At 70.3% G+C, this 18,686-nt stretch carries 21 protein-coding genes and 1 other annotated feature; of the genes, 9 read left to right on the plus strand and 12 right to left on the minus strand.

The window, feature by feature from the left end:
* Positions 1 to 11: 11 nt before the first annotated feature.
* The 3 genes from GFH29_RS11325 to GFH29_RS11335 are packed head-to-tail and all read right to left on the minus strand — an operon-like array spanning position 12 to position 2,150.
* A complete protein-coding gene (locus GFH29_RS11325) occupies positions 12 to 656 on the minus strand; it encodes a response regulator transcription factor (RefSeq protein WP_153323705.1) in 645 nt (214 codons plus the stop codon).
* Positions 653 to 1,555 (minus strand): DUF6544 family protein, encoded by a 903-nt coding sequence (locus GFH29_RS11330; RefSeq protein WP_153323707.1) that lies wholly within the window; start codon positions 1,553 to 1,555, stop codon positions 653 to 655. Before GFH29_RS11330 ends, GFH29_RS11325 begins: the two co-directional genes overlap by 4 nt.
* Complete coding sequence (locus GFH29_RS11335; RefSeq protein WP_153323709.1) at positions 1,536 to 2,150, minus strand: hypothetical protein; 615 nt, start codon at positions 2,148 to 2,150, stop codon at positions 1,536 to 1,538. The genes GFH29_RS11330 and GFH29_RS11335 overlap by 20 nt, the downstream gene beginning before the upstream one ends.
* A gap of 167 nt (positions 2,151 to 2,317) precedes the next feature.
* On the opposite strand from GFH29_RS11335, the gene GFH29_RS11340 reads away from it, so the two are divergent.
* Positions 2,318 to 3,055: a DUF4389 domain-containing protein gene (locus GFH29_RS11340; protein ID WP_153323711.1), complete on the plus strand. Its 738-nt coding sequence runs from the start codon at positions 2,318 to 2,320 to the stop codon at positions 3,053 to 3,055.
* A gap of 106 nt (positions 3,056 to 3,161) precedes the next feature.
* On the plus strand, positions 3,162 to 3,371 hold the full coding sequence (locus GFH29_RS11345; RefSeq protein ID WP_153323713.1) for a PspC domain-containing protein: 210 nt from the start codon (positions 3,162 to 3,164) through the stop codon (positions 3,369 to 3,371).
* 25 nt (positions 3,372 to 3,396) lie between these two features.
* Here the strand turns inward: GFH29_RS11345 and GFH29_RS11350 are convergent, their stop codons facing one another.
* Entirely contained in the window at positions 3,397 to 4,269 is an 873-nt protein-coding gene (locus tag GFH29_RS11350) for a universal stress protein (RefSeq protein ID WP_153323715.1), read from the minus strand.
* Positions 4,270 to 4,457: 188 nt separating this feature from the next.
* Here GFH29_RS11350 and GFH29_RS11355 point away from each other — a divergent pair, with 188 nt between their 5' ends.
* From GFH29_RS11355 to GFH29_RS11370, 4 genes are all read left to right on the plus strand, one after another.
* A complete protein-coding gene (locus tag GFH29_RS11355) occupies positions 4,458 to 5,372 on the plus strand; it encodes a universal stress protein (RefSeq protein WP_194288925.1) in 915 nt (304 codons plus the stop codon).
* A 25-nt stretch (positions 5,373 to 5,397) separates the two neighbouring features.
* Entirely contained in the window at positions 5,398 to 5,913 is a 516-nt protein-coding gene (locus GFH29_RS11360) for a flavodoxin domain-containing protein (protein WP_153323719.1), read from the plus strand.
* Between the two features lie 68 nt (positions 5,914 to 5,981).
* Positions 5,982 to 6,449: a hypothetical protein gene (locus tag GFH29_RS11365; RefSeq protein ID WP_153323721.1), complete on the plus strand. Its 468-nt coding sequence runs from the start codon at positions 5,982 to 5,984 to the stop codon at positions 6,447 to 6,449.
* A gap of 2 nt (positions 6,450 to 6,451) precedes the next feature.
* On the plus strand, positions 6,452 to 6,814 hold the full coding sequence (locus GFH29_RS11370; protein ID WP_153323723.1) for a PadR family transcriptional regulator: 363 nt from the start codon (positions 6,452 to 6,454) through the stop codon (positions 6,812 to 6,814).
* Here GFH29_RS11370 and GFH29_RS11375 read toward each other — a convergent pair whose 3' ends face one another.
* From GFH29_RS11375 to GFH29_RS11400, 7 genes are all read right to left on the minus strand, one after another.
* Entirely contained in the window at positions 6,815 to 8,938 is a 2,124-nt protein-coding gene (locus GFH29_RS11375) for an acyltransferase family protein (RefSeq protein WP_194288924.1), read from the minus strand.
* 112 nt (positions 8,939 to 9,050) lie between these two features.
* Positions 9,051 to 9,221: a hypothetical protein gene (locus GFH29_RS20470; RefSeq protein WP_194288923.1), complete on the minus strand. Its 171-nt coding sequence runs from the start codon at positions 9,219 to 9,221 to the stop codon at positions 9,051 to 9,053.
* 105 nt (positions 9,222 to 9,326) lie between these two features.
* Positions 9,327 to 10,163, minus strand: coding sequence for an NAD(P)H-binding protein (locus tag GFH29_RS11380; protein WP_153323726.1), 837 nt, complete (start codon positions 10,161 to 10,163; stop codon positions 9,327 to 9,329).
* Entirely contained in the window at positions 10,160 to 11,020 is an 861-nt protein-coding gene (locus GFH29_RS11385) for a formate/nitrite transporter family protein (protein WP_153323728.1), read from the minus strand. The genes GFH29_RS11380 and GFH29_RS11385 overlap by 4 nt, the downstream gene beginning before the upstream one ends.
* Positions 11,021 to 11,459: 439 nt before the next feature.
* Positions 11,460 to 11,912, minus strand: coding sequence for a hypothetical protein (locus tag GFH29_RS11390; protein WP_153323730.1), 453 nt, complete (start codon positions 11,910 to 11,912; stop codon positions 11,460 to 11,462).
* A gap of 459 nt (positions 11,913 to 12,371) precedes the next feature.
* Positions 12,372 to 12,689: a type II toxin-antitoxin system RelE/ParE family toxin gene (locus tag GFH29_RS11395; protein ID WP_194288922.1), complete on the minus strand. Its 318-nt coding sequence runs from the start codon at positions 12,687 to 12,689 to the stop codon at positions 12,372 to 12,374.
* A complete protein-coding gene (locus tag GFH29_RS11400; protein WP_153323733.1) occupies positions 12,686 to 12,910 on the minus strand; it encodes an addiction module protein in 225 nt (74 codons plus the stop codon). The genes GFH29_RS11395 and GFH29_RS11400 overlap by 4 nt, the downstream gene beginning before the upstream one ends.
* 390 nt (positions 12,911 to 13,300) lie before the next feature.
* Between GFH29_RS11400 and GFH29_RS11405 the strand changes: the two genes are divergently transcribed.
* Together GFH29_RS11405 and GFH29_RS11410 are read left to right on the plus strand one after the other, a co-directional pair.
* Positions 13,301 to 14,452 carry a tyrosine-type recombinase/integrase gene (locus GFH29_RS11405; protein ID WP_228387440.1) on the plus strand — a complete coding sequence of 384 codons (1,152 nt, stop codon included), beginning with the start codon at positions 13,301 to 13,303 and terminating at the stop codon, positions 14,450 to 14,452.
* Between the two features lie 373 nt (positions 14,453 to 14,825).
* Complete coding sequence (locus tag GFH29_RS11410) at positions 14,826 to 16,403, plus strand: hypothetical protein (protein WP_153323736.1); 1,578 nt, start codon at positions 14,826 to 14,828, stop codon at positions 16,401 to 16,403.
* Here the strand turns inward: GFH29_RS11410 and GFH29_RS11415 are convergent.
* Positions 16,383 to 17,647 (minus strand): IS3 family transposase gene (locus GFH29_RS11415; RefSeq protein WP_153323738.1). Its coding sequence is split into 2 segments (ribosomal slippage): positions 16,383 to 17,356 and positions 17,356 to 17,647, totalling 1,266 coding nucleotides; the frame shifts between segments, so codons are not numbered across the junction. The two genes, GFH29_RS11410 and GFH29_RS11415, sit on opposite strands and share 21 nt — an antisense overlap.
* Positions 17,226 to 17,369, minus strand: a sequence feature (AL1L pseudoknot). It overlaps the preceding gene by 144 nt.
* Before the next feature lie 453 nt (positions 17,648 to 18,100).
* Between GFH29_RS11415 and GFH29_RS11420 the strand changes: the two genes are divergently transcribed.
* Entirely contained in the window at positions 18,101 to 18,622 is a 522-nt protein-coding gene (locus tag GFH29_RS11420; protein WP_153323740.1) for a hypothetical protein, read from the plus strand.
* Positions 18,623 to 18,686: the final 64 nt, after the last annotated feature.

Below are 18,686 nucleotides of genomic sequence, written 5' to 3' on the forward strand. Positions count from 1 at the left end.
CACCGGCCGGGCTACGGCTCGATCGAGCCCTCGCCCCGCAGCCCGTGGTCGATGCCCCACAAGATCGCCTGCGGGCGGCTCGTAGCGCCGATCTTGCGATAGGCCGTGCGGATGTAGGTCTTGATCGTGTTGATGCTGAGGAAGGACCGCGCGGCGATCTCCTCGTTGGTGAGGCCGCGGCAGATCATGCCGAGGATCTCCCCCTCGCGGGGGCTGAGCCCATGGGCCCGTCCCGGCCAGTCGGCCATCGTCGACTCCTCACCCTTGCCCTCGGTGTCGGCGTTCACCGTGAACCCGCCGCCGCCCTCGGCCTGGTGGACCTCGACCAGGCGCTCGGCCAGCTCCTGTCCTGACACCCCCTTGCCGATCCAGCCGACCGCGCCGTGCTCGTGCGCCACCTCGGGCGGGTAGGTATCCCAGCTGTAGACGACGATCTTCGCCTTGGGGTTCGCCGTGACCACCGTGCGCAGCTTCTCGTCCTTGCCGGGCAGGCGTCCGAAGGTGTCGAAGAGGATGACGTCGGCCTCGGGCTCGAAGTCGGTGCCGGTGGACGCCTCGATCACCTCGATCAGATCGGCGTGCGGGGCGAGCATGGCGGCCAACCCGCGCAGCACCAGCTCGTAGTCGTTCGACAGCACCACCTTGACAGGCTTCATGTGGAGGCTCTTCTCTGCGGGCTTGTCGCTCGGCGCCTCTCGCCGGTTCGTCCGCGCCGCTCGCTGATGTCGCCTCCCACCGTTTCACACCCGTGGCCGTGACGGGGCGCGGCCGGGCCCTCAGGGGACGCCGGGGACGGCACCCGCAGGGACCCGACGTCGAAGCGGAAGAACTCACCCTCGGCCCAGCGGTCGGTCCCGTGGTGCCAGCCGACCGTGCCGCGGGCCGGGATCGTGAGACCGCCGAACGTGCGGTGCTCGGTGATCTCGCCGCCGAAGGGGTGCCACCCCCAGCTGCCGGTGTCGTCGGGGTCGCCCCAGCGCTCGAGCACGAAGGAGCGGAGCAGACCGTCGTCGCCGAGGGTGCAGCGGACGTCGACCGGGTTGTCCCCGAGGCGGTGGTGGACGGTGACGTGGGTGTCGTCCTCGGCCGACCACCGCACGCCGTAGCGCGGCAGCAGTGCGGTCGGGACCCACACCCCCTCCGCACCGCCGCGCCCCGCAGCGCTGCGGGAGACGTCGGGGCCCTCGGCCTGCGCCACGGTGAGCAGCCCCGCGAGCCGCCAGCGCATCGCCCCCGCGCCGTCGACGTACTGATCGGAGCCGGCGATCAGGCCGCCCACCCGCGCGCCCCACACGAAGCCGACGTGTGGGTCGAGCACCTCCACGGCGCGGAACGGCAGCCACCGCGGGCCCAGCCGCAGGCTGCCGCGCATGGTCAGCGTGGCACCGCGCGCGAGCGGTGTCCCGGGCGCGATCGCGGCGCTCAGGTGGCGGCGTACCGGCTCGGGCAGGCCGTCGAGCTCCTCGGCCCCGAACACCGCCGGCGGCGGGGGCGTGAGGAGCCGTGCCTGCCACGCGGCGAGATTGCCGCCCGTCTCAGTCCTGCGGGTCCGCACGTCCCTGCTCCTCCCTCGCTGCCACCGCCAACCCTGCCGCCCAACCCGGTGCACGTCCGTGCCGCGGGGGCGTGAGCGCCTCTGGATGGTGCCCGCTGCGCGCCAGCAGCCAGGCGACCAGCGAGTTGGAGTTCCACATCTCCCCCGCGCCCAGCTCGTCGCGACCCCACGTGGCGGCAGGGAAGTCCGACACCACAGCGAGCAGCCGCTCCGCCCGGAGCGGGTCCGTGCTCAGGCGCTGCGCACCGCCCACCGCCTCCTCGAGGTCGGGGATCGCGCCGCCGCGCCAGCAGCGCACCTCGTAGCGGAACAGCCGGGAGCGGCCGAGGCAGGCCAGCCCCACCGGTCCCTCGCACACCACGCCGTGCCCGGCGGCCGATCCGGTCCACACCGGCGCCATCTCCAGGGCGTAGGTCTCCCCGGCGTACTGCACCTCGAGGGCGGAGTGGAACAGCGGCACCGGTGCGCGGTGCTCGCGCCGAGCCGCGAGGGACTCATAGAGCCGGCCGCTCACCCGCACGCACCCGGTGTTGTCGCCGGCGCCGAGGGGCAGCCAGTACAGGTCGACGCCCGCGACACTCCGGTCGGTCTCCACTGCCCATCACCCTCCCGCCGCCATTCGACCGCCCAGTCCGCGCGCGCGGACAGGCGCGAACGTCCCGTTGCCGAGGGCAACGGTCCCGGCCGGGTGGGTCCCTTCGGCCCTACCCGGTCACTGCGGCGCCCGACCACCATGAGCCGACGACTGACGAGGAGCGCGCCATGACCAGCTACCGCTACCCGGTGCACGTGACGGGCGAGCTCGACGAGCCGCTGAGCCGCTGGCTGTGGCTGGTGAAGTGGCTGCTGGCCATCCCGCATCTGGTCGTGCTGTTCTTCTTGTACCTCGCCTTCCTGGTGCTGAGCATCGTCGCGTTCTTCGCGATCCTGATCACCGCGCGCTACCCGCGCGGCATCTTCACCTTCAACGTCGGGGTGATGCGCTGGAGCTGGCGGGTCAGCTTCTACACCTACTCGGCGCTGGGCACCGACCGCTACCCGCCGTTCACGCTGCGCGACGTGCCGGACTACCCCGCCCACCTCGAGATCGACTACCCCGAGCGCCTCTCGCGCGGACTGGTGCTCGTGAAGTGGTGGCTGCTGGCGATCCCGCACTACATCGTGGTCGGGCTGATCGTCACCGGGACGTCGTACGTCACGAGCACCGCCACCGGTGAGGTGACCGCCTCGACGCCCGGGCTGTCGAGCGTCCTGGTCTTCTTCGCCGGGGTCATCTTGTTGTTCACCGGCCGCTACCCCCAGCCGCTGTTCGACCTCGTCGTCGGCCTGAACCGATGGTCCCTGCGGGTCGCGGGGTACGCCGCGCTGATGACCGACGTCTACCCGCCGTTCCGCCTGGACCAGGGTGGCCGGGAGGACGAGCCCGCGCCGCCCGCCGGGCCCGGCGCCGACGGCTGGGCCGACCCGGGCGGGACGACGTCGTTCCCGCCGCACACCTGAGCATCCGGCCGCGCGCGTCAGGGTGGGACCAGGGCTGTTCCCGATGCGAGCCGGCGCCGCGGTGCGGCAGGCTGGTCGCACCAGCCCACGAACCAAGGAACCAGCCATGAGCGACATCCGTGCCAGCCTCGCCCGCCAGGGCCTCCTCCGCCCCCGCCAGGACCGGGTCGTCGCCGGCGTCTGCTCCGGGCTCGGACGCCGCTTCGGGCTGAGCCCGTGGGTCACCCGCCTGCTGTTCGTGCTGGTGCTGATGGTCGTCCCGGGCAGCCAGTTCCTGATCTACCCCGTGCTGTGGATCCTGATGCCGAGCGAGTGACCGACCCGCCCGCGCGGGACCGGCCTCACGGCTCGGGGTCGGGCACCACCGCGACGTACCGCGGCGCATGCACGAGTACGCCGTGGGGGACGTCGAGGTCGAGCAGCCCGAAGATCGAGCGCCGCACGTGGCTGCCGAGCACCACCATCTCCACCGTCTCGGCCGCCTGGGTGAGCGCCTCGTCGGCGAGCCCGCGGCGCAGCCGCAGGTGCACCTCGACGTCGGGGAAGCGCGGGCCGAACCGGTCGGCGACCTCGCGCAGCTGCGCCCACAGCTCGTCGTACCCGCCCTCGGACTCGGCGACCTCGCCCTCCGGACCGGCCTCGAAGAACGTGCGGACGACCGTCAGCGCGGTACGCCGCAGCGCCGCCTGACCGAACGCCCACTCCACGGCCGGGTCGGAGTGCGGGGTCGCGTCGGTGCCGACCACGATCCCCTCCCCGGCGGACTCCGGCGGGTGCGGTCGCCGCACGACCACGGGACAGCGGGCGTGCTGGGACAGCGCCACCCCGACGGAGCCCAGCAACAGGCTGCTGACCGGGCCCCGGCCGCGGGACCCGACCACGATCAGGTGCGCGGCCTCCGCGGCCTCGAGCAGGGCCACCCGCGCGTCGGTGAGCACCAGCTCGGAACGCACCTCGAGGTCCGGTTCCCGCTCGGCGACGCGGGCGGCACTTCCCTGCACCAGCGCGCGCCCCTCGGCCCGCATCGCGGCCATCAGCGTCGCGGGGTCGACGTCGTCGCCGGTCAGCGTGGCCAGGCTCGCCGCGTGCACGATCGTCAGTGGACGCTTCTCCAGCGCCGCCTGGGTGGTGGCCCAGTCCAGCGCCTGCTCGGCGGTGTCCGAGCCGTCGATGCCGACCACCACCGCCTCGGCGCACGTGTCGAGCAACGACATCTCAGGACTCCTTCGAGCGACGGGCCGACCACCCCGGTCCGGCCGGGTCCGCCCAGGGTGCACCGCGGCTCGCGCCCATGTCAGGGGCGAATGGCCCGTTCCCTGCCGTCCGGGCCAGGACGCCGGGCCATAGGGCCCTGTTCGGTCTCACCGGTCCACGCCAGATTGGCCCACGGAGAGGAGCCGCCATGAGCCAGTCCCCCCAGATCCTCCTTCCGGTCGACGGCATCGACGACCACGGGCCCGGCGTCGCGTTCGCCACCCAGGAGGCGCGGCGCCGCGAGGCCGGCATCCACGTCGTACACGTCGTCCCCCCGGCCTTCCCCGGCCTGCCGGTCACCTCCGACGTCGGGCTGGACGGTGAGGAGATGCGCCTCCTCGGCAGCGCTGCGGTCGAGCACGCCACCGAGGCCGTCCGCGAGGCGCTCGACGGCGCCGATCTCCCGGTGACCGGCGAGGTGCTGCACGGCCGGGTGGTCCCCACGCTGGTCGAGGCCAGCCGCGACGTGGCGCTGATCGTGCTGGTGCGCCGGCACCCACGGCCGACGCCGGTCCTCAGCGCGATGTCGGTCGTCCACGGCGTGGCCGCCCGCGGGCACTGCGCGGTGGCAGTGGTCCCGCGGGAGTGGGGAGCCGACCGCGCGTCGGCTCCCGTCGTCGTCGGCGTCGAGGGTGCCGAGGAGTCCGGAGAGATCGTGCGCGCCGTGCTCGACCGGACGCGAGAGCCCGACAACGTGGTGGAGCTGGTGCACGCGTGGTGGTACTCCGACGCCTTCGACAACCTGGCCTTCGCGGGCGAGGCCGGCGAGGAGGAGACCCGGCGCCAGCGCGAGCGCCTCGAGAGCGAGCTCGGACCGCTCCTGGCTGACTTCCCCCACATCGACACCCCGCTCGTCATCGTCCACGCGCGGCCGGCCGAGGCGCTCATCGCGGCCTCCGAGGACGCCCGTGCGCTGGTCGTCGGGCGCCACCACCCGCGCCTTCCGCTCGGCTCCCACCTCGGCCCGGTGACCCGGGTCGTGCTGCGCGAGTCCGCGTGCCCGGTCATCATCGAGGCCGACGTCAACCTCCCCGCGCCGGGTCGCCACGTGGCGACCGGGTGAGCACCTCGCCGCGGAGGTGGCGACGATGCCGCGCGTCCTCCTCACCTACGCGAGCCCGCACGGCGCCACCCGCAGCATCGCCGAGCGGATCGCCTCGCGCCTGCGCGAGCGCGGGCTGCGCGTCGACTGCGTACCGATCGAGCGGTTCCCCGCGATCGCGTCGTACGACGCTGTGGTCATGGGCAGCGCGCTTCACGACCGGGCCTGGACCCCCGAGGCGGCGGGCTTCGTGAACCTCCACGCCGCCGACCTCGCCGCCCGTCCGGTGTGGCTGTTCAGCGTCGGGATGGCCGATGCGCTGCCCCGGCCGGCGCGGCGCCTGGCGGTCAAGGAGGGCCCGCTCTCGGTGGCGCCCTTCCTCGACACGGTGCGACCGCGCGACACCCGACTGTTCTCCGGGGTGGTGCGCAAGGAGCAGTTCCCCCGGATGAGCCGGCTGGTGATGCGTCTGACCGGCGCGCGGTACGGCGACTTCCGCGACTGGCGGGCCATCGACGCGTGGGCGGCGACGATCGCCGACGAGCTGCTCGCGCGGGGCTGAGCCCGCGGGTCGCTGCCGTGCTCGCCAGCACCCCTTGACTGGCTGTGAACCATTGGTACGGTACCTGCATGACAACCCACGGTGAGGCGCTCGAAGCGCCGGTGACGAGCACAGTCAACGCCCGGACGCTGCTGCTGCCCTACACACTGGCGCTCGTCGCGGGCACGGCGGTCATCCAGGTCCTGATCGCGCTGACCGGCGGCGCGATCACCGTCCTGGCGGGCGCGCTGACCGCAGTCGTGGGAGCCGGTGTGGTGGCGTGGCTCTGGCGGCACTACCGGCAGCTCACGCACGTGCGGTTCGGCCTCGCGATCGCCCATGCGATCGCCTTCGCGGTGGTGACGACCTCGTTCAACGTCCATGCCGTGCTCCGCGTCAGCATTCTCGGCGCCGGGGCCGACGGCTTCGAGGCGGCGGCCCACGACCTTCTGTCGACCCCGTGGTTCGGGGCGACCCTGCTCATGAGCGCGGCGTGGGGCCTCGGCCTCCTCATCCATCTCACCGGCTCGGTCCTCGGCCGGGGCTGGGAGCACTGACGATGCCCGCATCTCGCCCGAGCGAGAGCGAGGAGTGGGTCGCCGACCGGGTCGAGTCGTGGGTGGAGACCTACAAGAAGTCGATGCTCACGCCGGTCGTCCTCGCGCTCGTGGCGCGCCACCAGCCGGCGAGCATCGCCCAGGTGGCCACCGGCATCACGGCGGCGACCGGCTGGCAGGTCACCGAGCGGGGGCTGTACCGCACCCTGAAGAGGCTGGCGGACTCCGGGCTCCTCGCGAGCGACGACGTGGACGCCCCGCGCACGGGCGCGAAGCGCAAGCACCTCTCGCTCACCCCTCTCGGCGCCGCCTTCCTCGCCGGCATCTCGGACCACCTGGTCGAGCTGCCCGACGTGGATCGTTGATCAGCCGTCGGCAGGCGTCGTCCCCTTCGCCGGCCGGATGGCCGGGCGCAGGGCGAAGCGCAGGACGTCCGCGAGCGAGGCGGCGTACTGGCGGGTGAGGTGGACGATGTCCCAGCGCACCACCGTGTCGCCGGCGAAGATCGGGCACTGGTCGTCGAGGCAGAACCAGCGCAGCGTGTCGACGTACGTCGCCCCGGTCTCGCGGGCCGCAGCCCGCTCGGCGGCGGACTGCGCCTGCCACGCGTCGCTGGGCGAGCCCTGGCAGTCCTGGGGCACCGAGAAGCGGCTCACGCACCCTTCGACCGCGTGCCCGGCCGGCGGCGGGGCCAGGATCACCACCCGGGTGCCGGCGGCCGCCATCTCGCGGATCGCACGGACCGCCGCGTCCTGCCAGGCCTGCTGGGCGCGCGGCAGCGGCGACTCCCCCAGCCAGAGCACGCCGACCTCGAAGGTCGAGAGCACCAGCAGGTCCGGGCGCTCGCGACGTACCTGCTCGTGCATCGTCGCGCGGGACTCGTTGCAGCGCGCCGCGCCCTCGGGGTCGTAGTCGATCTCGATGGTGGCGGCGACGTAGGGGCAGTTCGACAGCGCGTATCCGCGCACCGACCACCGGGTGCCCAGCGCCTCCCGGAGCGCCGGCATCCAGGAGATGGCCACGGAGTCCCCGACGAGCATGGCCCGGCGCGGCCCCGTGCCGTGCCAGCACAGGTCCGGGTCGGTCAGGCTGCTCGGGTTGAGGCACTCCGCACCCGGCTCCATCTCGGGGTTGATGCCCTGCTCGACCACGTCGTCGAGCGGCGGCGACAGCACCGGGAACTCCGTCGCGGTCAGGCCGCCCACCAGCGCCCCGGCCACCTCGTCCTCGGCGACCCGCTTCGGCGACGCGCCCGGGGTCGTCTGCACGGGCGCGGGCTCCGACGCCCGGTCTGCTGGCGCGGTGGGTGTCATGCCGCGCGGGACGGCGACGGCCACGACGAGAAGCACGGCGCTCACCGCCAGGGCGCCGAGGGCGACGTGGCGGCTCGTGCCCCAGTCGATCCGGTGACCGGGGCGCAGGAAATCGGAGTCGAGGACCGGGCGCTCGACGAGGTGGTACGACGCGGCCGCGAGGGCGAGCGTCAGCGCCAGCACCGCCAGCTGGAAGACCAGGTTCCGCTCGGTGACGAGGACGTCGCCGAGGACCAGCACCGGCCAGTGCCACAGGTAGATCGAGAACGACAGGGCGCCCAGGTAGACCAGCGGCGCGGCGCGCAGCACCCGGGTGGCGCCGACCTGGGGCGCGTCGATCCCGGCGGCCAGGACCAGCACCGTGGCGAGGACCGGCAGCACCCCCGACGGGGCCGGGAACGTGCTCGCGCCGCTCAGCAGGAGGGAGCTGGCGGCGATGCCGGCCAGGCCGAGGGCGCCGAGCACGTTGCGCAGCGGCGCCGAGAGGGCGGCGAGCCGCGGGGCGAGCGCGGCGAGCAGCGCCCCCGCCGCGACCTCCCAGGCCCGGGTGAACGAGGAGTAGTAGGCGAGGGTCGGCTCCTGGACCGCCTGCACCCATCCCCACGCGAACGACCCCACGACCACGGCACCGGCGAGGCCGGCGACCGTGGCACGCAGGTCGGGCAGGGGTGCGCGCCGCCCGCTCCGCCGGAGGAGGGCGACCACCGCCAGCACGAGCAGCGGCCAGACGACGTAGAACTGCTCCTCCACCCCCAGCGACCAGTAGTGCTGGAGCGGCGAGGGTGGCAGCGCCGAGCCGAAGTAGTCGGCGTCCGCGGCGGCGAAGCGCCAGTTCGCGAGGAACCCGGCAGCCCAGCCGGCGTCCGTGGCCGTGCGGGTGAACCGGTCCTCGAGCAGCACGACGTACGACGCCGTGACGGTGACGGCCAGCGCGAGCAGCGCCACGGGCAGGATCCGCCGGGCGCGACGACGGTAGAAGCCGGTGAGCGAGATCCGTCCGTCCCGCTCGGCCTCGCGCAGCAGCAGGCCGGTGATGAGGAAGCCGGAGATGACGAAGAAGACGTCGACGCCGACGAACCCGCCGGCCGGCTGGCCGAACACGTGCCCGGCGACCACCAGGCCCACCGCGACGGCCCGCAGGCCCTGGATGTCGAGCCGCTTGCGCGTGTCCGTCATGAGCGTGAGAGTCCCGTTCCCCGAGGTGGACACGACGCGGGCGATCCTAGGGACGCGCCCCATACCGCCTGCGGGCGGGTGGTGCGTTCAACCGGTGGGCGGCAGCGCGGCCTCAGCGCCCCAGGAGCTTGCGGAAGAACCCTCCACCGGCCGCGGGCGTGGCATCGACGTGACCCTCGCACCACTGGCCGGCCGGGACCTGGGCCTTCACCTGGGCGATGTGCTGGCCGCAGCCGCGCCAGGTGGTCTTGCCGCACTGGCGGCAGGTCTTGGGTGAGCACATGGTCTTCTCCTTCGCTGGACGAACAGCTCGACCCTAACCCCCCGGGGGGTTAGGGTCGTGATCGTGCTGCCCGTGTTCTCGGCCACGTCGCCCGCGCGGGGCCTGTCAGTCGGCACCGAGGGTCGTCCCGGCGTCGGCGAGGAACGCCGCCAGGCTCCGCGGAGGGACCCCGAGCACCCGCTCGACGTCGTCGGTCACCTCGGCGAACCGTCCGTCGCGGACGCGTTCGAAGGTCACCACCGAGAGGTCGCGCTCGAAGCCCGTCGTTCCCGCCACCGCCTCCTCGATGCTGCTGTCGCGGTGCGTGACCGTATGCCCGACCGCATGCGAGAGCAGGTCGGCCGTGTGCGGCAGCGAGACGGCGTCCGGGCCGGTCAGCTCATAGGTCTTCCCCTTGTGCCCGTCCTCCAGCAGGGCCCGCTCGGCCACAGCGGCGATGTCGCGGGCGTCGATCCAGGCGACCCCCGCCCCGCCGCTGGGGAACGGCAGCTCTCCCCCGTCGAGGATCGGTCCGCGGTAGAAGCGGGGGTCGGTGAGGACCTGCATGAACCAGCTCGGTCGCAGGATCGTCCACGCCCGCGGCCCGCCGCGCACGACCCGTTCGACGCGCATGGCCCACGCGTCGGGCCCGAGGTGCTCGGTGTCCCTCTCCGACAGCAGGACGACGCGGGCCGTGGGCGCAACCGCGGCCACCAGCGCGCCGACCAGCTCGGGGGCGTCGGGGCGATCGGGGCGTACGACGTACACCGCGTCGACGCCCGCCAGTGCCTGCGGCCATCCCGCGGGAGCGTCCCAGGAGAACGCGATCGGATCGACACCCGGCGCGGTCACCGTGTCCGGGTCGCTGCTGCCACCCCGCACCTCGACGCCGCGAGCGACCAGCAGGCGCGCTAGCGGGGCGCCGGTCTTGCCCCGGACGCCGGTGACCAGCACGCGGGTCACGGCTGCCTCCGACCCCGTCGGTCCGCCTGTTCGCTGGCGCGGCGCTCGTCGACGAGACGGTCCTTGCTCCGCACCAGCCGCAGCACCGTGACGAGCCCCAGGCCGCCTGCCATGTTGCCCAGTACGGCGAGGAGCAGGAACCTGCCCCATTCCGGGTAACCGAACGATGCGTCACCGGTGTGGATCGCGCCGAAGATCAGCAGCGAGTCGAGGATCGAGTGGAACATCTGGGTGCCCGCCAGGAGGAACGCCACGGCGACGGCCGCGATGATCTTCGCCGTCATGTCGTCGGTGCCGTGCTGCATCCGGGTCAGCAGCGTCATGGTCGCTCCGGCGAGCACCGCGAGAGCGATGGTCTCGCTGTTGACCGGTGCGGTGGCGAAGTGGGTGCCCGATTCCACGAGGACCGCGTGCAACGACGGAAAGGCCAGCACGGCCAGCCACATGATCAGCCAGCCGCCGACCAGGTTGGCGACCAGCGTCCCCGACCAGAGCTTGCCGAGCTGCCAGACGGTGGCCCGCTTCGCCGCCACGGTGACCACGGGCACCAAGAAGCCCTCGGTGAACAGCTCCGAACGGCCCAGGAGCAGGGCGATGAATCCGACGGAGAACGCGATGCCGGCGAGCAGATGGCTCCCGGTCTCGTGCAGGACCGCCAGGAAGGCGAGGACCCCGATCGCCACCTCCGTGCCGCCGACGAAACCCGTGACGAGCACCTCCCGCCACGAACGGCTCAGCCGCTGGGTGCCTTCGAGCACCTGGCGGGTGAAGGACTCCTCCAGCGCGTCCTCCATCGGGCCCTCGGTCTCACCGAGAGTGCGGCGGTCGTCACTGGCGTGGTCGGGTGGCTCGGTCATCGGGCGCCCTTCGGTGGCTGCGGGACTCTCCTGCTCCCGATCACCCGGCGCCTCGCGCCGCGGGCGGGCGGGCGGGGGCAGTGCGATCCGGGAACGCGCACCCGAGGTACCCGCGAGACGACCCGCCACGCGTACGGGCGATCGCTGCTGAGGGGCGTGCCGACGTGACTGGAAACGGCGGCGGGTTCTGGAACGGCGTCCCTCATAGACACACAGGCGACCGGACCCCGACTGTCACCAGTTCGTGCAGCAGACCCCTCCGCTCGGTCGCTGACATGACGAGCCCCGAGTCGCTGGCCCGGGTGCGCGAGAAGCGCGCCGCGAGGGCCGTCGCCAAGGCCTGAAGCCCACCAACGGGCACCGAGGGCGACATGCCGCTCCTCGCATTCGCCTGGCTCGAGCGAGCAGCTGCCCGCCAGTCCGGCTCGGGACTGCTTCGCTACTCGTCGCCCTTGATGAAGCTGCAGTCGACTGATCCGGCGCGCTCTTCGGCGGCCACGACGATGCCCTCGCGGCGGATCTCGCACGAGATCACCGTGGTGGCGGAGGTCGACGTCTGCGTCTGCGCTCCGATCCCGATGACCGTCTCGTTCGAGTCGAGAGTGATGGTTCTTCCCGAGTACCACGCCTCGTACGTGTGCTCGGCGCCGTCCCTCATGATCACGTTGACGGGATCCGGTGAGTCGACCGTGAGCGTGTAGACCGAGGACGGGGCCAGGACTCCCGTCGCGAGGATCACCGCGACGATGGTGACGGCGGGAGCGATCGTCGCCAGCGCGGACATCACGAACGCGATGACGCGGCCGGGGCGGCCGGCTGCGAATCTTCGCGACCTGATCGCGAGAACGAGCGCGACCACACCGAGTACCACGGGCACGATCAGCACGGCCATGCGCGACCAGGACAGGAGCATTCCCATCGCGAAGAATGCGAGAGCGGCAACCGAGAGCCCCACACTCGCCACACGCAGCCGCGACACCGCGACCATTGGATTTTCGCGCATCGGCTTCCCCCGTTCGAGACGCGAGGAGCATAGGCGAGTTATGCACATCGCCCCGCGGGGGTTCGGATCACACTCGCCCACGCCTTCGGCGCGAGCTCACCGACGTACTGTCGTGCCGAGATCCGGAAACATCGTCGCTTCAAGTACCGGGCAGGTGATCAGGAACCGGTCCCTGTCCCCGTCCGGGCGCGTCTTCCAGTCGTGACAGGAGAGTCCCCTGGAGTGGTGGGGTTGAGGACCGGCGACCGCCAACCGCCGCCGGCGGAACCGGACCTGGCGTCCCGCGATGGTGCCCCGCCCCTGGTGCCCTGCGCCCCGCCTCCCGAGGTCGAACATGGACGGCCTGATTCAGGGGCTCAGGCAGTCGCGCCAGTAGTAGGGACGGCGGCGACTGTGAGCAACGGCGAGCACCCACAGCGTGTCCTCAATGACGACATAGACCAGCCCGAACGGGAAGCGCCGCAATGGAGCCCGCCGAACCGGCCGCGACCGCTCGGGAACGAGTAGGCGGGGCGCGAGCTCGGGCCAACGCACGATGCGCTCGATCGTTGTCTCGACCTCGACAATCAGATCTTCCCCGAGGCCCGGTTGCGCGTCTTCGTACCAGTCTCGCGCCGCACGCAGCTCGTCCCTGGCCTCCGGCTCGAAGAGAACCTGGAGCCTCACGACCTGAGCTGCTCGCGTACCTCGGCCCAGGGGATGCCGGCCGTGGTGCCGGCTTCGATACCGGCCAGGCGGCGCCCAACTTCGCCGGCCCACTCCTCGGCGACCACCGCCGGATCGTCGGACGGCTCGTCAAGGCTCACGATCAAGCGGTGGGCCAGCTCGGCGCGCTCACTCTCAGGCAACGTCAGCGCTGCTTCGAAGAGATCGCCCGGCGAAGTCATGCCCCTCAGTCTAGATGAGCCCTGACTCATGAGCACCTGACTGCGCCGCTCCCAGACCCGGCCGCCTCCGGGGCCGGTGCCACAACGCGACGCCAGGACCCATTCCTGGCCGTCAGATCCGACACGTATCCGACACGCTTGGCCAAAAGAACGGCCCCTGATCAGCGTTTCCGCAGATCAGGGGCCATATTTCATGGTGGGCGATACTGGGTTCGAAGTTTTGAGAGCAGGCCCCGCCCAACTCGTACTGCTGCGCCGATTTCCTGTATCTTCGCAGGTCAGAGGCCATACATGTCAGCGACAGGTGCAGACACGTCCGGACAGATTCGGACCCCGTTGTTCCTCGTTGTTCCTCGTATGTTCCTCGAAATCGACTCCGAAGGGACCGGCGTGACCAGGAAGAGCGCGACCAGGAGGCGGGGGTTCGGTCGCGTCGAGCGGCTTACGTCCGGCCGCTACCGAGCCGCCTACACCGGGCCCGACGGCAGGCTCTACCGCGCACCGGAGACGTTCGCGGCGAAGGACGATGCCATCGCGTGGCTGACCGCGCGACGCGCCGAGATCAACCTTGAGCTCTGGGCACCGGAAGCCGCCGCGCGTGCGGCCCGGCACAGGGAGATCCCAACCCTGCGTGTGTACGCCGATGAGTGGCTCGAGACGAGGAAGACGCAAGGCCGCGTGCTGCGGCCCACGACGAGGCAGCAGTACCGGATGCTCCTGGACACGTTCATCTACCCGACGTTCGGGGACGAGCGCATGGACCGGATCTCGGCCGAGGACGTGAACGCCTGGTACGACACTCTCGCGCCCGGACGAGAGACCGCCCGCGCCCAGTCCTACAGCCTGCTCCGCACGGTCTTCACCAGCGCCGCCTCGGAGCGCCCGCATCCTCTCGTGCCCTACAACCCGGCTCAGATCCGCGGAGCCGGCAGCGCGAAGCGCGCCCACCACGTCCAGCCGGCCAGCCTGGAGGAGCTCAAGACGATCGTCGAGGAACTGCCCGAGCGGTACAAGCTCATGGCGCTCCTCGCCGCGTGGTGCGCCATGCGCTTCGGCGAGCTGACCGAGCTCCGCCGCGGCGACATCGACCTGCGCACCGGGCGGGTGAAGGTCCGCCGCGGCGTCGTCCGGGTCGACGGCGAGTTCATCATCGGCCCACCTAAGACCGACGCGGGCGTCCGCGACATCGCCATCCCTCCCCACCTGCTGCCGCTCGTGAAGGACCACCTCTCCGACCACACCGCACCCGGCCGTGACTCATTGCTCTTCCCGGCCGCGGGCGACAGCAATCGCCACATGGCCCCGGCGACGCTGTACAAGGTCTACTACCCGGCTCGAGCCGCGGCCGGTCGCGCGGACCTCCGTTGGCACGACCTCCGCCACACCGGCGCTGTGCTGGCCGCCCAGACCGGTGCCACGCTGGCGGAACTCATGGGTCGCCTCGGCCACTCGACCCCAGGGGCAGCGATGCGCTACCAGCATGCGGCTGCCGATCGCGACGCCGAGATCGCCCGGCGGCTGTCGGAGCTGGCTGGCTCATAGGCGGCTACTAGACGATTCCCGGAAAGACGCACCTCAGATCGTCGGTTATCGCGACAGACGAGCGCAGGAGCCACGTCAATCTCGCAATTCCTGACACCGGAGCTGGCCGAGTCGAAAAATCGTATGCCCGGAGCGCGCCCTGCGATCCCATGAGATCATCAGCCTGAGGCACCAAGGGGTCCGACTGCATCGACAGGGTGCCAGCTGTCCGTTCGTCTGCTGCTGCGCTTGCTCGGTGTGTAGGGCAGACTGCCCACCCTCCTGTCATCCAGCGCACGTCTCCCCGGTTCGTGGGTGGCAGGGATCCCCGCCCGCCGCCATGGCGACATCTTCATCAATTCCGCGTGTGTCCTAGCAACGACGGTTGCGATCTGTGGAAGCCTACGGCGATGTGACGACAGATGGCGACCTTTCGATTCTCGCGGACCTCCGCAGACAGTGGGGCGCCACAGCGCACGCATCGCTGACAGATCTCGCTGGCGCGCCAGCAATCGAGGTTGAGTACGACGGCGCAACCGTTTTGGATGCGCGCGACGCAGCCTCAGAGGTCACGGTTCTCCTAAGGCCGACCCAGCCAGGCGCTATTGTGAGGTTCACGAACTTGGCCGCGACTGCGGGCCTCACTGTATATAGCTCTGCTCGCCATGGGATGCCGTCGACAACGAAGATTGAATTAGACTCATCCGTTCAGGGTCTTGTAGAGATCTGGGACGATCCGGAGGCGACTCCTAAAACAACGCTGCTTGTGGCCGAGGGCAGTCACGCCAAGGTTGTCCACCGCCAAGGTCATCTGCTGATCGCAGCCGATTCCTTTCCAAAGAGTGCGACACTAAGCGTGGGTGGGGGTGTTCTTGAAATATCAGGTCACCTTCCGTTGGTAACACTGATGGGCGACTGCATGCTCACGGCCACGAGTGGTCGCGACGCGGCAATCGCGAAAGTCGTCGTTGGTTCAGATTCGCAGTTGACGTTCGGTAACGAGAAGGCACTGAACATCCACAAGCTTAGCGCCACGGGTGGCGCCCGACTTACGCTTGCGCAATTCTCGTCCTCCGAATGCCGTTTGCGAATCCGCGAAGTGGAGCCCGGCGTGACACTGGTCGCGAGAAGCAACACGCCAATCGTATGGGGAATCCGAAGCGCCAGCGGAGTTCTTCTGATTGGAGGCGTCAATCTTGAGGTCGAACGGCACGGCATATGCAGCGGCCTTACCGGTGAAGCTCTCGGTGACTGGAAGCCCGCGATCGCGGCTGCTGAGAACGCTGTCATCACCGAGCTTGAGGGCACGTTCATTCTTGGATCTGTGCGCGGAGCAACAATTGCGGGCGGGTCGCGTGGCTACCTGATTGCCGGAATCGCTGAACGAAGGTTCGGTCGCGACGGCATAACTCAGGACCCTCTCGCCCAGTCAATCCTGCGGGAATTCAGTATTCCTTCGGGCTTGACGGGGAGGAAACTCCTGACCAAATTTTCGTCGGTTTTTCAGTTGGAACCTTCGAGGCAGCATCTGCCAGGGTCGCAGATGACCGCATGGCGCGAATTCAACCTGCGAAGGCCGTGGCGATCTGTTCAATCCCTTTTCCTGGGCGCAGGTCCGAGCGATCGCGATAGGGTCAACTTGTTTCTTGACTCCGAACTTATGCGCGAACTGCATCGACTGGTTAAGGAGCACGGAGCGCCGGGGGCGTCACGCACGAAGGTTGGATGGTGCGCCTACAGGCTCAGGCACGCGACCACGGAGGGCCGGGTCGAGCGCCTTGCACTCACCGGCTACCGCACGCTCGGCTACGGGGAAAGGCCGTTGCCCTCACTAGTCACTTGGTTGGCGCTCTCGATGCTGATGGCTGGCGTAATCCTTGGCTTTGACCCGGCCCTCTCCAAGATGGGTTTCCAGACATTCCTTTCGGAGACGCTTTGTCGCGTGCCGGGTTCAGTGGAGGCTCTGAACTGACGCGCTGAGGGTAGTCGGCGCCGGGTTGTGCCGGTAGTGCTCGTCCTCGAACTCAACGGGTGGAACGAGTCCGATCTCGCCGTGCAGGCGTCGGTGGTTGAACCAGTCGATGTACTCAGCGACCGCGATCTCGAGGTCGTCGATGTTCTTCCAGGGGCCCTTGTTGCGGACCAGCTCGGCCTTGAACAGCGAGTTGAACGCCTCGGCCAGGGCGTTGTCATAGCTGTCGCCCGTCGATCCGACGGACGCGACGGCGCCGGCCTCGGCGAGTCGCTGGGTGTAGCGCACCGCGAGGTACTGAACGCCCTTGTCGCTATGTGCGATGACGCCCGTGGTCTCCTGGCCGGCGTGCTCGCGGGTCCACAACCCCATCTCGAGGGCGTCCAGCGCGAGGTCGGTGCGCAGGCTCTTCGACAGCTGCCAGCCCACGACGCGGCGGGAGTAGACGTCGATGACGAACGCCGCGTAGACCCAGCCGGCGAAGGTGCGGCAGTAGGTGATGTCCGCGACCCAGACCCGGTTCGGGGCTGGCGCCTTGAAGTTGCGGTCCAGCAGGTCCGGGCGACTGTCGGGACCGCTCCCCGGGACGGTCGTGCGCGGACCCTTCGCACGGCTGATCCCACGTAGCCCGTCGGTGCGCATCAGGCGGTGCACCGTGCACCGGGCGATCCGGTGACCGCGCCGGTTGAGTTCGGCGTGCATCTTGCGTACCCCATAGACGCCGTAGTTGGCGGCATGGACCTTGCGGATGACCTCCAGCCGCTGCTCATCGGCGACCGCCCGTGCGGACGGTGGCCGGGACTTGGCGGCGTAGTAGGTGCTCGGGGCGATCTGCATCCCGGCCCTGCACAGGACCCGGCAGATCGGCTCGACCCCGAACCGATCGCGGTGCTGGTCGATGTAGTCGACCAGCACCGCGGTGCTTACTTCAGCTTGCGGTCGAGCTCCGCCGCGGCGAAAAACGCCGACGCCGTCCGCAAGATCTCGTTGGCCCGACGCAGCTCCTTGACCTCGCGCTCCAGCTCGGCGATGCGCTGCGCCTCGGCGGTGGTGACGCCGGGCCGGTGGCCCTCGTCGATCTCGGCCTGGTTGACCCAGTTGCGCAGCGTCTCGGGGTTGATCCCGAGCTGCTCACCAACGCGCTTCAGCGCACCCGACCGGGTCGCTGGGTCACGCCGCAGATCGACCGCCATCCGGATCGCTCGCTCCCGAAGCTCGTCCGGGTACTTCCTCGGTGCTGCCATGGCTCTCATCCTTCCGTGGAATGAGAGCCTCCATCAGACCCGGCACGCGACACTTGTCCAAGCCGGGGGACCCGTTGCGGCGGTGATGCGCTCCGGAACAGCCCCGTTGCAGGACGACTGGCACTACGTGCTGAGGGCGCTCGTCGCTGTGCCTCTCATCACTGCCGCCTTGTCCGTGCGGAACTACGTCAAGGGATCGGAGTAGCCGGCAGCAGCGCGGGCTGGCCTGATGGCAGTGCCACAACTCATCCCGGGGCGCTCAGCCTTCGCGGGAGGCCATGTCAGATCCGCGCCCTTAGGTTCCCGGGCGGGACAGACTCGTTCGCACGCCCCCTCGCGGTGGTTTGACGTACTCATCGCGGCATATCGGGAACGCCGGGCCGACATACTGCCGGCGCCACGTCGCGGGACGGCTAATGGCGCTTGGGTACCGAACTCGCAAAGATTGGGCGCGTGACCGCACTGACGCGCCAGCCCGAGGTCCATCGACACATCGGCGACGTGACGACGACGCGGGGCGTTGGGAGCGTCCTGCTCGCTGACAACCCGACTCTTCTCCAGCCGCCGTTCTTCTACACCTATGTCGCGCTCGCTGACTGGTTGCCTACCGATCGGCCTGTCGTCATGTTCGTCACCTTCATGGCCACGAGTGAGCGCCAGGAGGTCAACCTGGTGTATGCCCCGAGCGCCGTGCGATTCGACGAGCGGCTCGACGGGCAAGACAGTGTCCCGGTCCAGATCGGCAAGTGGCTGTTCGCAGAGGGCCACCTGACTCACCACTCCGTCGACCGCACGCCGGAAGGCGACAGGTGGGCGAACTCCGTCGGCGGCGTTGTGCCGCCGCTTGCTCCTGACGACGACCCGCATCGAGGTAACCCCGAAGCGACAACCCGAAGTGCTGAGCGGGCATATGCGGCGCTGTGCGCCACAGACTGGTCTCGTGCCTGGCCCGCCGACTCGCCGATGCCGGGTTGACGGCGGCATGACTTGAGTCAGTCGTCGGCAGATCTGCCCGGTACGAGCCGAGGTGGCGGTCGGA

This window comes from Nocardioides sp. dk884, from assembly GCF_009557055.1.
Lineage (GTDB): Bacteria > Actinomycetota > Actinomycetes > Propionibacteriales > Nocardioidaceae > Nocardioides.

Bases quoted from the DNA above. Each gene is read 5' to 3' on its own strand.
- GFH29_RS11325 (WP_153323705.1), bottom strand. From the start codon at position 656: ATGAAGCCTGTCAAGGTGGTGCTGTCGAACGACTACGAGCTGGTGCTG.
- GFH29_RS11340 (WP_153323711.1), top strand. From the start codon at position 2,318: ATGACCAGCTACCGCTACCCGGTGCACGTGACGGGCGAGCTCGACGAG.
- GFH29_RS11345 (WP_153323713.1), top strand. From the start codon at position 3,162: ATGAGCGACATCCGTGCCAGCCTCGCCCGCCAGGGCCTCCTCCGCCCC.
- GFH29_RS11350 (WP_153323715.1), bottom strand. From the start codon at position 4,269: ATGTCGTTGCTCGACACGTGCGCCGAGGCGGTGGTGGTCGGCATCGAC.
- GFH29_RS11355 (WP_194288925.1), top strand. From the start codon at position 4,458: ATGAGCCAGTCCCCCCAGATCCTCCTTCCGGTCGACGGCATCGACGAC.
- GFH29_RS11360 (WP_153323719.1), top strand. From the start codon at position 5,398: ATGCCGCGCGTCCTCCTCACCTACGCGAGCCCGCACGGCGCCACCCGC.
- GFH29_RS11365 (WP_153323721.1), top strand. From the start codon at position 5,982: ATGACAACCCACGGTGAGGCGCTCGAAGCGCCGGTGACGAGCACAGTC.
- GFH29_RS11370 (WP_153323723.1), top strand. From the start codon at position 6,452: ATGCCCGCATCTCGCCCGAGCGAGAGCGAGGAGTGGGTCGCCGACCGG.
- GFH29_RS11375 (WP_194288924.1), bottom strand. From the start codon at position 8,938: ATGACGGACACGCGCAAGCGGCTCGACATCCAGGGCCTGCGGGCCGTC.
- GFH29_RS20470 (WP_194288923.1), bottom strand. From the start codon at position 9,221: ATGTGCTCACCCAAGACCTGCCGCCAGTGCGGCAAGACCACCTGGCGC.
- GFH29_RS11385 (WP_153323728.1), bottom strand. From the start codon at position 11,020: ATGACCGAGCCACCCGACCACGCCAGTGACGACCGCCGCACTCTCGGT.
- GFH29_RS11390 (WP_153323730.1), bottom strand. From the start codon at position 11,912: ATGGCCGTGCTGATCGTGCCCGTGGTACTCGGTGTGGTCGCGCTCGTT.
- GFH29_RS11400 (WP_153323733.1), bottom strand. From the start codon at position 12,910: ATGACTTCGCCGGGCGATCTCTTCGAAGCAGCGCTGACGTTGCCTGAG.